This window comes from Pseudomonas sp. UF-293 (assembly GCF_058245595.1).
Window position 1 is genome coordinate 358,748 of the sequence record NZ_JBSICA010000002.1, and the last position, 14,145, is coordinate 372,892.

Annotated in this window: 14 protein-coding genes; 6 read left to right on the plus strand and 8 right to left on the minus strand. The window is 59.5% G+C overall.

Features of this window, described 5'->3' with window-relative positions:
* The first annotated feature begins 59 nt into the window (after positions 1–59).
* A complete protein-coding gene (locus tag AC4IHP_RS04115; RefSeq protein ID WP_490830936.1) occupies positions 60–1,184 on the plus strand; it encodes a GNAT family N-acetyltransferase in 1,125 nt (374 codons plus the stop codon).
* 124 nt (positions 1,185–1,308) lie between these two features.
* On the opposite strand, the gene AC4IHP_RS04120 is transcribed toward AC4IHP_RS04115, so the two are convergent.
* The 4 genes from AC4IHP_RS04120 to AC4IHP_RS04135 all read right to left on the minus strand — a co-directional run bounded on the left by AC4IHP_RS04120 (position 1,309) and on the right by AC4IHP_RS04135 (position 5,538).
* Positions 1,309–3,141, minus strand: a complete 1,833-nt coding sequence (locus AC4IHP_RS04120) for an ABC transporter ATP-binding protein (protein ID WP_460125054.1) — start codon at positions 3,139–3,141, stop codon at positions 1,309–1,311.
* Between the two features lie 88 nt (positions 3,142–3,229).
* Positions 3,230–3,793: a peptidylprolyl isomerase gene (locus AC4IHP_RS04125; protein ID WP_401200871.1), complete on the minus strand. Its 564-nt coding sequence runs from the start codon at positions 3,791–3,793 to the stop codon at positions 3,230–3,232.
* 3 nt (positions 3,794–3,796) lie between these two features.
* Positions 3,797–4,600 carry an alpha/beta fold hydrolase gene (locus AC4IHP_RS04130; RefSeq protein WP_490830937.1) on the minus strand — a complete coding sequence of 268 codons (804 nt, stop codon included), beginning with the start codon at positions 4,598–4,600 and terminating at the stop codon, positions 3,797–3,799.
* A 14-nt stretch (positions 4,601–4,614) separates the two neighbouring features.
* Positions 4,615–5,538: a PA3225 family LysR-type transcriptional regulator gene (locus tag AC4IHP_RS04135; protein ID WP_016771199.1), complete on the minus strand. Its 924-nt coding sequence runs from the start codon at positions 5,536–5,538 to the stop codon at positions 4,615–4,617.
* Positions 5,539–5,587: 49 nt separating this feature from the next.
* On the opposite strand from AC4IHP_RS04135, the gene AC4IHP_RS04140 reads away from it, so the two are divergent.
* The 3 genes from AC4IHP_RS04140 to AC4IHP_RS04150 all read left to right on the plus strand — a co-directional run bounded on the left by AC4IHP_RS04140 (position 5,588) and on the right by AC4IHP_RS04150 (position 7,963).
* The gene (locus tag AC4IHP_RS04140; protein WP_490830938.1) at positions 5,588–5,902 is read left to right on the plus strand and encodes a 3-phosphoglycerate kinase; all 315 of its coding nucleotides are present in this window, start codon (positions 5,588–5,590) and stop codon (positions 5,900–5,902) included.
* 252 nt (positions 5,903–6,154) lie between these two features.
* Complete coding sequence (locus AC4IHP_RS04145; RefSeq protein ID WP_490830939.1) at positions 6,155–6,754, plus strand: FMN-dependent NADH-azoreductase; 600 nt, start codon at positions 6,155–6,157, stop codon at positions 6,752–6,754.
* Positions 6,755–7,096: 342 nt separating this feature from the next.
* Complete coding sequence (locus AC4IHP_RS04150; RefSeq protein ID WP_490830940.1) at positions 7,097–7,963, plus strand: carboxylate/amino acid/amine transporter; 867 nt, start codon at positions 7,097–7,099, stop codon at positions 7,961–7,963.
* A 595-nt stretch (positions 7,964–8,558) separates the two neighbouring features.
* Here AC4IHP_RS04150 and AC4IHP_RS04155 read toward each other — a convergent pair.
* On the minus strand, positions 8,559–9,857 hold the full coding sequence (locus AC4IHP_RS04155; RefSeq protein ID WP_460125068.1) for a mechanosensitive ion channel family protein: 1,299 nt from the start codon (positions 9,855–9,857) through the stop codon (positions 8,559–8,561).
* Between the two features lie 191 nt (positions 9,858–10,048).
* Here AC4IHP_RS04155 and AC4IHP_RS04160 point away from each other — a divergent pair, with 191 nt between their 5' ends.
* Entirely contained in the window at positions 10,049–11,389 is a 1,341-nt protein-coding gene (locus AC4IHP_RS04160) for a DEAD/DEAH box helicase (RefSeq protein WP_024012040.1), read from the plus strand.
* Between the two features lie 51 nt (positions 11,390–11,440).
* On the opposite strand, the gene AC4IHP_RS04165 is transcribed toward AC4IHP_RS04160, so the two are convergent.
* Both AC4IHP_RS04165 and AC4IHP_RS04170 read right to left on the minus strand, forming a co-directional pair.
* On the minus strand, positions 11,441–11,716 hold the full coding sequence (locus AC4IHP_RS04165) for a hypothetical protein (RefSeq protein ID WP_039761007.1): 276 nt from the start codon (positions 11,714–11,716) through the stop codon (positions 11,441–11,443).
* 89 nt (positions 11,717–11,805) lie between these two features.
* Positions 11,806–12,540, minus strand: a complete 735-nt coding sequence (locus AC4IHP_RS04170) for a DUF899 domain-containing protein (protein ID WP_490830941.1) — start codon at positions 12,538–12,540, stop codon at positions 11,806–11,808.
* Positions 12,541–12,712: 172 nt separating this feature from the next.
* On the opposite strand from AC4IHP_RS04170, the gene AC4IHP_RS04175 reads away from it, so the two are divergent.
* Positions 12,713–13,105, plus strand: a complete 393-nt coding sequence (locus AC4IHP_RS04175) for a transcriptional regulator (protein ID WP_490830942.1) — start codon at positions 12,713–12,715, stop codon at positions 13,103–13,105.
* A 121-nt stretch (positions 13,106–13,226) separates the two neighbouring features.
* Here AC4IHP_RS04175 and AC4IHP_RS04180 read toward each other — a convergent pair whose 3' ends face one another.
* Complete coding sequence (locus tag AC4IHP_RS04180; protein WP_490830943.1) at positions 13,227–14,096, minus strand: DUF6279 family lipoprotein; 870 nt, start codon at positions 14,094–14,096, stop codon at positions 13,227–13,229.
* Positions 14,097–14,145 lie beyond the last annotated feature (49 nt).

The following is a 14,145-nucleotide window of genomic DNA, read 5'->3' on the forward strand; positions in this document are numbered from 1 at the left end:
CGGGGTCGCGATCAGCGATACTCGCCGGGCTTTGTCGCCAAGCTGTGGAGTGCCAGTGAATGCCGTTGCAACGCCTGCAAGACCTGTCAGAAATCGCCCCGGCCACTTGGGATGCGCTGGTGCCGGACAACCAGCCGTTTCTGCGCCACGCCTTTCTCAGTGCGCTGGAAGACAGTGGCAGTGTTGGCCCGCATTCAGGCTGGCAGCCCGAACATTTACTGCATATCGAAGGTGATCGACTGATCGCCGCGCTGCCCAGTTATCGCAAGTGGCATTCGTACGGCGAGTACGTCTTCGATCACGGCTGGGCCGATGCCTGCGCGCGTGCCGGCATCGATTACTACCCCAAACTGTTGACCGCCGTGCCCTTCAGTCCGGTCAGCGGCCCGCGCTTGCTGGCGGCAAAAGTGCAGGACGGTTTCGAGTTGCTGAAAAGCCTTCCGGGCTATTTGCAGATCGAAGAGCTGTCCAGCGCGCACATCAATTTCACTGATCCGTTTACCGATGCGGCGATGGCCGAGCAGCCGGGCTGGCTGCAGCGTATCGGCTGTCAATATCACTGGCAGAACCGTGAGTACCGCGACTTTCAGGACTTCCTCGACGCCCTCAGCTCACGCAAGCGCAAGCAGATGCGCAAGGAACGTGAGCAGGTGGCGGGGCAGGGTTTTGAGTTCGAGTGGCTGGAGGGGCGTGAGCTGGACGAAGCACAGTGGGATTTTGTTTACGCCTGCTATGCCAACACCTACGCGGTGCGGCGTCAGGCGCCGTACCTGACGCGCGAGTTCTTCAGTCTGCTGGCTGAACGCATGCCCGAAATGATTCGCGTGGTCCTGGCCAAACAGGGCTCACGGCCGGTGGCAATGGCGTTCAGTCTGGTCGGTGCCGACAGCTTTTATGGACGTTATTGGGGCTGCCTGGCCGAGTTTGATCGGCTGCATTTCGAGACGTGTTTTTATCAGGGTATGGATTACGCGATCGCCCATGGCATCCAGCGTTTCGATGCCGGGGCGCAGGGCGAGCACAAGTTGATTCGCGGGTTTGAACCGGTGATCACCCATTCCTGGCACTACCTGCGGCATCCGGGTTTGAAAGCGGCGGTCAAGGATTTCCTCCAGCAGGAACGCGCCGGGGTTCTGGCGTATGCCGAAGAGGCGAGAACGGCGTTGCCCTATCGCCAAACCTAGTTCCAGATCCCCTGTGGGAGCGAGCCTGCTCGCGAAAGCGTCGGGTCAGAGACGAATTTGTCGCTGATCCACCGCATTCGCGAGCAGGCTCGCTCCCACAGGTTGTTCACTGGACCGCCAGGCATCAATCGATGCCAACAAATCCTCCGGTCTGGTGCGCCCACAAGCGCGCATACAGGCCGCGATGGGCGAGCAGTTCGGCGTGGGTGCCGCTCTCGGCGATCTTGCCGTTTTCCAGCACCACCAGACGGTCCATGCGCGCGATGGTCGAGAGACGGTGGGCGATGGCGATCACGGTTTTGCCCTGCATCAGGGTCTCGAGGCTTTCCTGAATCGCTGCTTCGACTTCCGAATCCAGCGCCGAGGTGGCTTCGTCCATGATCAGGATCGGCGCGTCCTTGAGCAGCACCCGCGCGATCGCGATGCGCTGGCGCTGACCACCCGACAGTTTCACCCCGCGCTCACCGACATGCGCATCGAAGCCGGTGCGGCCTTCAGCGTCGGACAGCAGCGGAATGAACTCATCGGCGCGAGCCTTGTGCACCGCCTCCCACAGTTCGGCGTCGCTGGCGTCGGGCTTGCCGTAAAGCAAGTTGTCGCGGATCGAGCGGTGCAGCAGCGAGGTGTCCTGAGTGATCATGCCGATCCGCGCGCGCAGGCTTTCCTGGCCGACTTCGGCGATGTTCTGCCCATCGATCAGGATGCGCCCGCCCTCGACGTCGTACAGGCGCAGCAACAGGTTGACCAAGGTTGATTTGCCGGCGCCGGACGGGCCGATCAAACCGATTTTTTCCCCCGGTTTGATGTGCAGGTTGAGGTCGCCGATGATCCCGCGCTTCTTGCCGTAGTGAAAATCCACGTGCTCGAAACGTACTTCGCCACGGGCCACTTGCAGGGGTTTGGCCTGCTCGTGATCGGTGACGCTGACCGGTTGCGAAATCGTCCGCAGACCGTCCTGAACCATGCCGATGTTTTCGAAGATCCCGGTGACCACCCACATGATCCAGCCGGACATGTTGACGATGCGGATCACCAGGCCGGTGGCCAGGGCAATCGCGCCGACGGTGATCAGCGACTGCGTCCACAACCACAGCGCCAGCGCGGTGGTACCGACGATCAACAGGCCGTTCATGGTGGTGATCGCCACGTCCATGCTGGTCACCACACGACCGGCCATTTGCGCTTTGACGGTCTGTTCTTCGATCGCTTCCTTGGCGTAGTGCTGTTCGAAATTGGTGTGGGCAAACAGTTTCAGCGTGGCGATGTTGGTGTAGCCATCGACGATGCGTCCCATCAGTTTCGAGCGCGCGTCGGAGGCTTCCACCGAGCGCTCTTTCACGCGCGGCACGAAGTAATACAGCGCGCCGATGTAAGCGACGATCCAGGTCAGCAGCGGGATCATCAGGCGCCAGTCGGCTTCGGCGAACAGCACCAGCGAACTGATCGCATAGATCACCACGTGCCACAGCGCATCGACTGCTTGCACGGCAGAGTCACGCAGCGAGTTGCCGGTCTGCATGATGCGCTGGGCGATGCGCCCGGCGAAGTCGTTCTGGAAGAAGTTCAGGCTTTGCTTGAGCACGTAGCTGTGGTTCTGCCAGCGGATCATGCTGGTCATGCCGGGGCTCAATGTCTGGTGCACCAGCAAGTCGTGCAGGGCGAAGAAGATCGGTCGCAGCACCAGGGCGACCACCAGCATCCAGGTCAATTCAAGGGCGTGGTCGCTGAAGAAATTCGGGTTGGGTGTGCCCTGCGCCAGATCGATGATGCGGCTCAGGTAACTGAACAGCGCCACTTCGATCAGGGACGCAAACAAGCCGATGACGAGCAGGGCGGCGAAACTCGGCCAGACCTGCTTCAGGTAATAGATATAGAAGGGCCAGACGCGGTCTGGAGGGGACGCCGTCGGGGCGTCGCGGAAGATATCGATCAGTTGTTCGAAACGGCGATAGAGCATCAGATAACCGCCCGGGATACGGGCTCTCCTTTTATCAGTGCGAGCGGCGCAGGCTCAGCGCGGCGCCGCTCGATATGCCCGGCGAAACTCAGTCGATGCGCTTGGCCGACTTGATGATCACAGGGTCGGAAGGCACGTTTTGCATGCCTTGTTTGGTGATGGTCGGCGAGTTGACGATGACGTCCACGACATCCATGCCCTTGACCACTTTGGCGAACACCGCGTAACCGGCGTCACGGCCCGGATCGAGGAAGGCGTTGTCGGCAACGTTGATGAAGAACTGACTGGTGGCCGAATCAGGGTTGGAAGTGCGCGCCATCGACAGGGTGCCACGAACGTTGTGCAGGCCATTGCTGGCTTCGTTCTTGATCGGCGCCTTGGTTTCTTTTTGTTGCATCTGCTGGGTGAAGCCGCCGCCCTGAGCCATGAAGCCCGGGATCACGCGGTGGAAAATGGTGTTGTTGTAGAAGCCGCTGTCGACGTATTCAAGGAAGTTCTTCGTGCTGATCGGCGCCTTGACCGGGTCCAGTTCGATTTCGATCTGGCCGTTGGTGGTGTCCAGCAGCACGTGGGGCGCCTTGGCCGGGGTGGCAGCCATCAGGTTGGCGGCAAACAGTACGGAGCCGGCGGCGAGGGCGAGTTTTTTCAGCATGGGTCAGTGATCCTGAGAGTGAAGGTCGGCTGTGGCGAGAAAATCCAGCAGCGTTTGATTGAAGCGTTCGGGTTGATCGAGCGGGGTGGCATGGCGCGAATCGTCGATGACCACCAGCCGCGCATCCGGTAGCAGTTTTACATAGGTTTCCTTTAACGCCACCGGTGTGTAGTCACGGTCGGCGCTGATGACGAGCGTTGGACAGGACACCCGGGAAAGTCGTTCCTGAACGCCCCAGCCGACAATCGCATCGAAGCTGGCGAGATAAGCACGTTTGTCGTTTTTTGCCCAGCGTTCGGCCATTTTCCGTCGCAGATCGGCCTGTTCCGGCTTGGGAAAAAGTTTGCTGCCGAGGGCTTTGCCGATGGTTTCCAGGCTGAGCAGGCGCATCAGGCTCCAGCGTTTGAACCACTGCCAGTAGTCGTCGCGTGTGCGCAATTTGACCTGTGGTGCGCTGTTGACGATCGTCAGGCTCCTGAGCGCTTGCGGCTGATCGACGGCCAGCTGAAAGCCGATCATCCCGCCCATCGACAGCCCGACGTAGTGCACCGGACCGAGGCTCAGGTGTTCGATCAAGGCCAGCAGGTCGGCGCTGAATGCGGCGATGCTGTAGCGCTCGCGGGGTTTGTCCGAGCGCCCGTGGCCGCGAATGTCCGGGACGATCACCCGATAGTGCGCGGCCAGCGCGGGGATCTGCATTTCCCAGTCCAGTGTGCTCGAGCCGAGCCCGTGGACCAGCAGCAACGGCGCACCGTGGCCATATTCCTCGTAGTGCAGGTTGCAACCTTCGTGCTCGAAATACGCCATCGGTGAACTCCGTGTCAGGCTTGTTCGGGGGCGGCGAACGGTGCGTCCAGCGGCAAGGTGTCGAAGGTGCGCAACAGCTCGATGAGGATTTGTGTGGCCGGGCCCAGGGGTTTGTCCTTGTTCGAATACAGATAGAAGCTCGAATTGCGACTGCCGCCCCGATCCAACGGTAGCAGCTTGAGCGAACCATCCTTGAGTTCCCGGTCGATCATGTGCCGCGGCAGCCAGGCAAAACCCAGGCCGCTGCTGACAAAAGTCGCGGCGGTGGCGAGGCTGCCGACGGTCCAGCGCTGTTCGGCGCCGAGCCAGCCGACATCGCGTGGCTGCTGGCGGCCGGAGTCGCGGATCACCACTTGCATCTGGGTTTCCAGATCCTGAAAGCTCAGCTCGCGGTTGAGCCGATGCAGCGGGTGATCAGGATGGGCAACGGCGACGAACTCGACATCGCTCAACTCCGCACCCAGGTAGCCGGGAATGCTCAGGCCGGTGATTGCCAAGTCCGCCACGCCTTCGAGCAGCACTTCCTCGACCCCCGACAACACTTCCTCGCGCAGACGCACGCGGCAGCCGCGACTCTGCGGCATGAATGCGGTCAGGGCGCGGACGATCCGCGCGCTCGGGTAGGCCGCATCGACCACCAGCCGCACTTCGGCTTCCCAGCCTTGTTCCATGTGATGGGCCAGGTCTTCGAGTTGGCTGGCCTGTTTGACCAATTGCCGCGAACGGCGCAGCAATACGCCGCCGGCCTCGGTGAGCACGGCTTTGCGCCCGTCGATGCGCAGCAACGGCACACCGAGCTGATCCTGCATGCGGGCGACGGTGTAGCTTACCGACGATTGCGAACGGTGCAGGGCCTCGGCGGCCTGGGCGAATCCGCCGTGGTCGACCACGGCCTGCAACGTTCGCCATTGATCAAGGGTCACGCGGGGCGCTTTCATCAATAGCTCCTCTTGTCCTAAGCTGGCCGTCCCTCATGGAGACTGCCGAATGAAAAAATTCTGTTGTGTGGTGCTGGCGCTGCTGCCGTTGACCGCGTTTGCCTATCCGATCGATGTGCAAAAGGATCTCAACGGCATGAAGATCGACTTCGAGACGTTCGATACCGACAACGACATCGGCTCGATCCGCGTGGCCAATTACGGTGATGTCGATGCGACCTGCCGTGCGGTATTCAGCAACGGCCCGGAAGCACCGCGCACGCGCAGCATCGATGTCCCGGCCGGCAAGCTTAAAAACGCCACGGCCAAGTTCACCCGCGAAATCATCAAGCTGCGCATCAAACTGACCTGCACCCCGAAATAAGCTCGGTCCTCTGAACACCTTGGGTTCCATTGTGGGAGCGAGCCTGCTCGCGAAGACTGAGTGTCATCCAGAGATGATGTGACTGACATTCCGCTTTCGCGAGCAGGCTCGCTCCCACAGGGGATATGTGGTTTAGCTTATAAACGAATTTATCGATGGATTACAGCGGATATTTGCGCTTTTTCATCGATTCGACTCTGTTTAACCTTCACTCCATCGACTTACAACATTCTCGGATGGAGGCTACACACCATGTCCCGCGTTCTGATCATCGAAAGCAGTGCCCGCCAGCAAGACTCGGTTTCCCGTCAGCTGACCCAGACCTTCATTGCTCAGTGGAAAGCCGCGCACCCTGCCGATCAGATCACTGTGCGTGACCTCGCTGCGAACCCGGTGCCGCATCTGGACGCCAACTTGCTCGGTGGCTGGATGAAGCCCGCCGAACAGCGCAACGACAGCGAACAGGCGTCGCTGGATCGTTCCAACCAATTGACTGATGAACTGCTCGCCGCCGACGTGCTGGTGATGGCTGCACCGATGTACAACTTTGCGATCCCGAGCACGCTCAAGGCTTGGCTCGATCATGTGCTGCGCGCCGGGGTGACCTTCAAGTACACCGAAACCGGTCCGCAAGGTCTGCTCAACGGCAAGCGCGCCTTTGTCCTGACCGCTCGCGGTGGTGTGTATGCCGGTGGCCCTGCGGATCACCAGGAACCGTACCTGCGGCAATTGATGGGTTTCATCGGCATCAACGACGTGACCTTCATCCATGCCGAGGGCATGAACCTTGGCGGTGACTTCCAGGAGAAGGGCCTGAATCAGGCCAACGCCAAATTGTCTCAGGTCGCTTGATCGGTTAATCGCCAGATAATCGCTGGATGGTCTAGTGACCTGGCGCAACCCCTTCAAGGTTCCACGCGCATCGAACCTCCCTTTGCACTTTTGCTCCTGAGTGCTGTAGCCCGATTGAACGCTTTAGCGAGATCGGGCTTTTTTTGTCTGTATTTTTTGAACGCCGCAAAACTCTTTGTGGGAGCGGGCTTGCTCGCGAAGGCGGTGTGTCAGAAAAGTATCCGCCGTCTGACACGTAGCCTTCGCGAGCAAGCCCGCTCCCACAGGAAGTTTTGTCATGCCGGCCTTCGCGGTGAGGGAAAAAACCGCTATCGTCGCCGCCATTCGATTTTCGAGGCGAGCATGGGCTATCTACTTTTTGTGACGCTGATCCAGGCGTTTTCCTTCAGTCTGATCGGCGAATACCTGGCCGGGCATGTCGACAGTTACTTTGCGGTGCTGGTGCGTGTAGTGCTGGCCGGATTGGTGTTCATTCCGTTGACGCGCTGGCGTTCGGTGGAGCCGGCGTTCATGCGTGGCATGTTGCTGATCGGTGCGCTGCAGTTTGGTGTGACTTACGTCTGCCTGTACCTGAGCTTCCGCGTGCTGACGGTGCCGGAGGTGTTGCTGTTCACCATTCTCACGCCGCTGCATGTGACCTTGATCGAGGATGCGCTGAACCGCCGATTCAACCCATGGGCTCTGATTGCCGCGCTGGTGGCAGTCGGCGGTGCGGCGGTGATTCGTTTCGACAGCATCAGTCCAGACTTCTTCATGGGCTTCCTGCTGCTGCAACTGGCCAACTTCACCTACGCCGCCGGGCAAGTTCTGTACAAACATCTGGTAGCCAAGCATCCGAGCGATCTGCCGCATTACCGGCGCTTCGGTTATTTCTACCTGGGCGCACTGGCGGTGGTGTTGCCGGCGTTTCTGCTGTTCGGCAAGTCGAATTTTCTGCCGGAAGCGCCTCTGCAATGGGCGGTGTTGCTGTTCCTTGGACTGGTTTCGACGGCGTTGGGCCTGTACTGGTGGAACAAAGGCGCGTGCATGGTCAATGGCGGCACGCTGGCGGTGATGAATAACCTGCACGTGCCGGTGGGGTTGCTGTTGAATCTGCTGATCTGGAATCAGCATGAGGAACTGGGGCGGTTGTTCCTTGGCGGGGGGGTGATCCTGGCGGCTGTGTGGATCAGCCGGTTGGGTATCCGCAAAGCCGCAGCCACCGCATAACGTCTGACTGACAAATCCCCTTGTGGGTGCGGGCTTGCGGGTGTTCAGGAATTTTTGGGCGAACCACAGAACCTGTGGGAGTGGGCTTGCTCACGAAGGCGGCGGGACAGTCGGCCCTTCGATACCTGACACTCCGCCTTCGCGAGCAAGCCCGCTCCCACATTGGTTTTATGGCTGTTCAGAATTTTGGGGCAAGCCACTAGGTTTTTGGATGTTCAGGAATTTTGGGGCGAGCAACAGAACCTGTGGGAGTGGGCTTGCCCACCAAGGCGTCAGGACAGTCGGCCCTTCAATACCTGACACTCCGCCTTCGCGAGCAAGCCCGCTCCCACATTGGTTTTATGGGTGTTCAGATTTTTGGGGCAAGCCACTGGGTTTTTGGGTGTTCAGAATTTTGGGGCAAGCCACTAGGTTTTTGGATGTTCAGATTTTTGGGGCAAGCCACTGGGTTTTTGGGTGTTCAGGAATTTTTGGGCGCGCAACAGAAACTGTGGGAGTGGGCTTGCTCACGAAGGCGTCAGGTCAATCAGATCATCTATAACTGACACCCCGCTTTCGCGAGCCAGCCCGCTCCCACATTTGTGATTCTGCGGGGTTACATAAGGTGTTTTTCCGGCTCCGGAATACTCGCCGAGCCCAACACCGCCGGCAGCAACCCGGCGCGCAAATCCCCGCCACTCGGCTGTTGATACAGACTCAAGCCAAACTCCGGCAACACCGCCAGCAGGTAATCGAAAATATCCCCCTGAATCCGCTCGTAATCGGCCCACACCGTGGTGCGGGTGAAACAGTAGATTTCCAGCGGAATGCCCTGCGCAGTCGTCTGCATCTGCCGGACCATGCAGGTCATGTTCGGCTGAATCTCCGGGTGACTCTTCAGATACGCCAGTGCGTAGGCGCGAAAGGTGCCGATGTTGGTCATGCGGCGGCGGTTGGCCGACATGGCCGCGACGTTGCCTTGCGCCTCGTTCCAGGCCTTGAGCTCGGCTTTCTTGCGGCCCATGTAGTCGGTCAGCAGGTGCACCTGCGAGAGCTTTTCTTCCTCGTCGTCGCGGATGAAACGCACGCCGCTGGCATCGATGAACAGGCTGCGTTTGATTCGCCGTCCGCCCGATTGCTGCATGCCGCGCCAGTTCTTGAACGACTCGGACATCAGCCGCCAGGTCGGAATCGAGACGATGGTTTTATCAAAGTTCTGCACCTTGACCGTGTGCAGCGTGATGTCGACCACGTCGCCATCGGCGCCGACTTGCGGCATCTCTATCCAGTCGCCGACCCGCAGCATGTCGTTGCTGGTCAACTGTACGCTGGCGACGAACGACAGCAGCGTGTCCTTGTAGACCAAGAGGATCACCGCCGACATCGCACCCAGACCCGACAGCAGCAACAGCGGCGAGCGGTCGATCAGGGTGGCGACGATGATGATCGCGCCGAACACGTACAAGACCATTTTCGTCAGCTGCACGTAGCCTTTGATCGAGCGGGTGCGCGCATGCTCGGTGCGTGCGTAGATGTCGAGCAAGGCATTGAGCAGGGCGCTGACCGCCAGCAGCAGAAACAGGATGGTGAACGCCAGCGCGACGTTGCCGAGGAAATTCATCGCGGTTTTGCTCAGCTCCGGCACCAGGTGCAGGCCGAACTGGATGACCAGCGACGGCGTCATCTGCGCCAGCCGTTGAAACACCTTGTTGTGGCGAAAGTCGTTGATCCAGTGCAGCGCCGGCTGGCGGCCGAGCATGCGGCTGGCGTGCAGGATCAGGTAACGCGCCACCCGTCCGAGCACCAGCGCGATGACCAGCAGTACCAGCAGCGCCAGTCCCGATTGCAGAAGTGGGTGCTCTTCGAGCGTGCCCCAGAGGCCTTGGGCTTTGAGCCAGAGCTGTTTGATATCCATAAGCGAAACATTTCTTCTGTAAGACGCGAGGGCCGATTAGAGCATTTAAGACGCTGTGTATTGCAGCGAGTGACAAATCGGGCAACAAAAAAACCACTGATTGTCGCCGTTTGCACAAAGAAACTCGGCCTGAGCGCTCGAAACCGGTAACCTATACAGCTGTTTTTTTGCATATCTTCGAGGTAGCACCCGTGTTTTCCCAATTCGCCCTGCACGAACGCCTGCTCAAAGCCGTGGCCGAGCTGAAATTTGTCGAGCCAACGCCAGTGCAAGCCGCGGCCATCCCGCTGGCGCTCCAGGGGCGTGATCTGCGGGTGACGGCGCAAACCGGTAGCGGCAAAACCGCCGCTTTCGTCCTGCCGATCCTCAATCGCCTGATCGGCCCGGCGAAGATCCGGGTCAGCATCAAGACGCTGATCCTGCTGCCAACCCGTGAACTGGCCCAGCAGACGTTGAAGGAAGTCGAACGCTTCTCGCAGTTCACTTTCATCAAGTCAGGCCTGATCACTGGCGGCGAAGACTTTAAAGTCCAGGCCGCAATGCTGCGCAAAGTGCCGGACATCCTCATCGGCACCCCGGGGCGGATGATCGAGCAGCTCAACGCCGGCAACCTCGACTTGAAAGAAGTCGAAGTGCTGGTGCTCGACGAAGCCGACCGCATGCTCGACATGGGTTTCGCCGAGGACGTGCAGCGTCTGGTCGATGAGTGCCCGAACCGTCAGCAGACCATGCTGTTCTCCGCCACCACCGGCGGTTCCGGCCTGCGCGAGATGATCGCCAAGGTCCTGAACAACCCAGAGCATTTGCAGCTCAACGCGGTCAGCCAACTGAACTCGACCACCCGCCAGCAAATCATCACCGCCGACCACAATCAGCACAAAGAGCAGATTGTGAACTGGCTGCTGGCCAACGAGACCTACCAGAAGGCCATCGTTTTCACCAACACCCGCGCCATGGCCGACCGCATCTACGGCCGCCTCGTGGCTCAGGAATACAAAGCGTTCGTGCTGCACGGCGAGAAAGACCAGAAGGATCGCAAACTGGCGATCGATCGTCTGAAGCAGGGCGGTGTGAAAATTCTCGTCGCGACCGACGTTGCGGCCCGTGGTCTGGACGTCGACGGTCTGGATCTGGTGATCAACTTCGACATGCCACGCAGCGGCGACGAGTATGTGCACCGCATCGGTCGTACCGGCCGTGCCGGTAACGATGGTCTGGCGATCTCGCTGATCTGCCACGGCGACTGGAATCTGATGTCGAGCATCGAACGCTACCTGAAGCAAAGCTTCGAACGCCGCACGATCAAGGAAGTAAAAGGCACCTACGGCGGGCCGAAAAAGGTCAAGGCCTCGGGTAAAGCCGTGGGCGTGAAGAAGAAAAAGACCGACGCCAAGGGCGACAAAAAGAAAACCGCCGCCAAGACGCCGACCAAGCGCAAGAGCGTCAACCGTCCAAAGCCGGATTCTCTGGTGAGCAGCGACGGCATGGCCCCGCTCAAGCGCCGCAAGCCGGCCGAGCCTGCGGCTGAGTAAGCTATAGACCGCGCATAAAAAAACCGGACACTGTCCGGTTTTTTTTCGTCCTCAACTGTCGGCTTTTTTCTCCGCCGACCCCAGTTCCTTCAAACGCTGGTCGATCAACTGGCACTTGTCAGGCAGATCCGCGCTAGCCGTGCCCAGATCCATTTTCTGCAACTCGGCGTTGATCTCCTTGGCCTTTTCCGGATTCTGCTCGGTGAGCTTCGAGACTTCCTTGGCCAGTTGTTCGCGTTTGATCGTCGCCTCTTCCGGCGTGCAAGCCCAGACGGGCAGGGCGCAGGCGAGGGTGGCGGCGAGAGACAGCTTGATCAGGGTTTTCATGGGCAGGCCTCAGTTCCGGTTAAGGCGGGTTAACCGGTTGAGGGCTGAAGCGTGGCAAAAGTTCAGAAACTGTGGGGCCAGGGTTGCGCTCAATCGGCATGGCAGCAGCCCGACTTCGGCGCACCGTCATACCGATCATGATGTCGCACCCATTCCATGATCTCGTCTTCATTCCTGCCCTTGGGCGTCAGATCCAGATAGTGGTAAGCGCCAACCAGCATGTCCAGGCCCCGGGCATAAGTCGAGTAAGTGTGGAATATGTCGCCATCCGCGTTGCGATAAAACACGCTCAGCCCCGGCATTTCTTCCTCGGCGCTGTCGGTTTTTTCGTAGTTGTAGGTAGCCTTTCCCGCCGCGACGTCCTCAGCCCGGGCGCAGACGCCGAAGTCGTAATTGAAATCGCAACCTTCTGACGAGACCCAGTCGAATTTCCAGCCCATGCGTTGTTTGAATGCCTGAAACTCGCGCAACGGCGCGTGGGAAACGGCGACGACCGCAACATCGTGATGGGCCAGGTGCTGGTTGGCGCCGTCGATGTGATCGCTGAGGAACGAGCAGCCCCGGCAGCCTTCCTCCCAGCCTTTGGCAAACATGAAATGGTAGATGATCAACTGGCTGTTGTTGCCAAACAGGTCGTTGAGCTTGAGCTCGCCGTTCGGGCCTTGAAAATGATAGTCCTTGTCGACTTTCATCCACGGCAGGGCGCGGCGCTCGGCGCTAAGGCGATCGCGTTCACGGGTGAAGGCCTTTTCGTGGGCCAGATGCTGCTCGCGGGCGGCGAGCCATTCTTCGCGTGATACCACCGGATGGTGTGCAACGTTCATGACGATGTCTCCTGCGGGTTGAACCGGCTGTTTCAGACTAGTCGTTCATCGTGCGAGGTAATCGACAGCCGCCGGTCGGTCAGGGCCTGAAATACTGCTGAACGGCTGCGCAGCGCTTCGGTCACAACCTTGAACGCGGCACAAAATCACCCGCACCGGAGGTTGGATCAGGATGACGACTTATAACTGGGATTTGATTGAACGTTTGCTGCATGAAGTGCAGAACAGCGCTGGCCACAGCTTCGCCCCCCGCGCCTATGCCGAAGATCATGCGGCCGAGAAAGCCAGCGCCGGCGAGCCGATCGATAATCTCGATCACCTGAAAACCCTGGCCTGTGATTATGAAAAACTTCTGCTGGAACGCGGATTCATCGAACCGCGTCCGGATCATGAAGGCAGCACCGGCAATAATTTCATCCTGACGCCACGGGGTTCGAGCCTGTTGAGCCTGATCGACAGCAGCATTCCCGGCAACGATCATCCGCGTCAGGTGCTGGATGAGCAGGAAGATGCGCTGGATGAAGCGACGTTTGATGAAGTCGCTTCAAAGGCTCAAATCGCCTGAATCAGCGAATTCCGCCCTGTGGGAGCGAGCCTGCTCGCGAATACGGTCTGTCGGTGACATTGAACTGTCTGATACACCGCTTTCGCGAGCAGGCTCGCTCCCACATTGGAGTCCAGTGATTTCAAGGTTTCTGCGCGGCCTTCAGGCACTTCAGGTCATTGAAGTCCTTGCGCACTCCCTCGATTTTCTTCAACAAACGCTCACGCTGTTGCGGCGTGCTTTCAGCCATCAGGTCAACGAACAGCGAGCGTGCCTGGGCTTCGGTGTTGGCGTAGGCCTTGCGGTAATCCGCTGTCCACAACCGCTCGCGGTTGACCAGAAGCGTCTCGATGCGTTGTGGGAATTCCGCGCTTTGGCGTTGCGCAACGGCAGCGCTGAACTGTTGCTGCCAGTGCGCGCGGTTGGCGATCCATTGAGTGTTCTGGTCGCCCAAGTCGTTGGTCCAGGCTACGACGCGTTGCTTCTGCGTGTCGCTGAGCGGGCCTAGCCAATCGTTCAAGCGTTTTTCCATGCGCTCGCCGCGCTCCTTGATCTGCTGGGCCAGCGGGGGCTTCACGTATTCCTGCTGGCGTTTGCGCAAATCCTTGGCAAACGCATCGTTCATTTCCGCGACCTGTTTATCGTCCAGTCCTTGCAATAGCTCGATCGCCGATGGGGTGATTTCGCGGGCGGTTTCGGCAATGGCCTGCTTGGCTTCGGCGGTGCGCTCCTGCAGGGCGGCGTCGCTGACCTGATTGCTTTCGACCATGGCCTGCAATCGGTCCAGCCAGTCGAGGTAACCCGGTAACTGCGTGGTGCAGTGCCAGCTCAGGTGTTCTCTGAGCCTTTCGTTGAACCAGTCTTTCTGCTCGCCGTTCATGTCCACGTAATCGCTTAGCGACCACGGGATGATTACGTCGAGGTTGCGGTAGGCCAGGCCCACGCGGCTGCAAGCGCCGAGGGCGAGGGTAAAGATGAGCAGGGCGGCAATCTGTTTGAACCAGCGAGACATGGGCAAATCCTTGCGAGAGCCTGGCGTCGGAAATCTGATTCTTATGTGA

Bases quoted from the DNA above. Each gene is read 5' to 3' on its own strand.
- AC4IHP_RS04125 (WP_401200871.1), bottom strand. From the start codon at position 3,793: ATGCTGAAAAAACTCGCCCTCGCCGCCGGCTCCGTACTGTTTGCCGCC.
- AC4IHP_RS04130 (WP_490830937.1), bottom strand. From the start codon at position 4,600: ATGGCGTATTTCGAGCACGAAGGTTGCAACCTGCACTACGAGGAATAT.
- AC4IHP_RS04120 (WP_460125054.1), bottom strand. From the start codon at position 3,141: ATGCTCTATCGCCGTTTCGAACAACTGATCGATATCTTCCGCGACGCC.
- AC4IHP_RS04165 (WP_039761007.1), bottom strand. From the start codon at position 11,716: ATGAAAACCCTGATCAAGCTGTCTCTCGCCGCCACCCTCGCCTGCGCC.
- AC4IHP_RS04135 (WP_016771199.1), bottom strand. From the start codon at position 5,538: ATGAAAGCGCCCCGCGTGACCCTTGATCAATGGCGAACGTTGCAGGCC.
- AC4IHP_RS04140 (WP_490830938.1), top strand. From the start codon at position 5,588: ATGAAAAAATTCTGTTGTGTGGTGCTGGCGCTGCTGCCGTTGACCGCG.
- AC4IHP_RS04180 (WP_490830943.1), bottom strand. From the start codon at position 14,096: ATGTCTCGCTGGTTCAAACAGATTGCCGCCCTGCTCATCTTTACCCTC.
- AC4IHP_RS04150 (WP_490830940.1), top strand. From the start codon at position 7,097: ATGGGCTATCTACTTTTTGTGACGCTGATCCAGGCGTTTTCCTTCAGT.
- AC4IHP_RS04145 (WP_490830939.1), top strand. From the start codon at position 6,155: ATGTCCCGCGTTCTGATCATCGAAAGCAGTGCCCGCCAGCAAGACTCG.
- AC4IHP_RS04170 (WP_490830941.1), bottom strand. From the start codon at position 12,540: ATGAACGTTGCACACCATCCGGTGGTATCACGCGAAGAATGGCTCGCC.
- AC4IHP_RS04155 (WP_460125068.1), bottom strand. From the start codon at position 9,857: ATGGATATCAAACAGCTCTGGCTCAAAGCCCAAGGCCTCTGGGGCACG.
- AC4IHP_RS04175 (WP_490830942.1), top strand. From the start codon at position 12,713: ATGACGACTTATAACTGGGATTTGATTGAACGTTTGCTGCATGAAGTG.
- AC4IHP_RS04115 (WP_490830936.1), top strand. From the start codon at position 60: ATGCCGTTGCAACGCCTGCAAGACCTGTCAGAAATCGCCCCGGCCACT.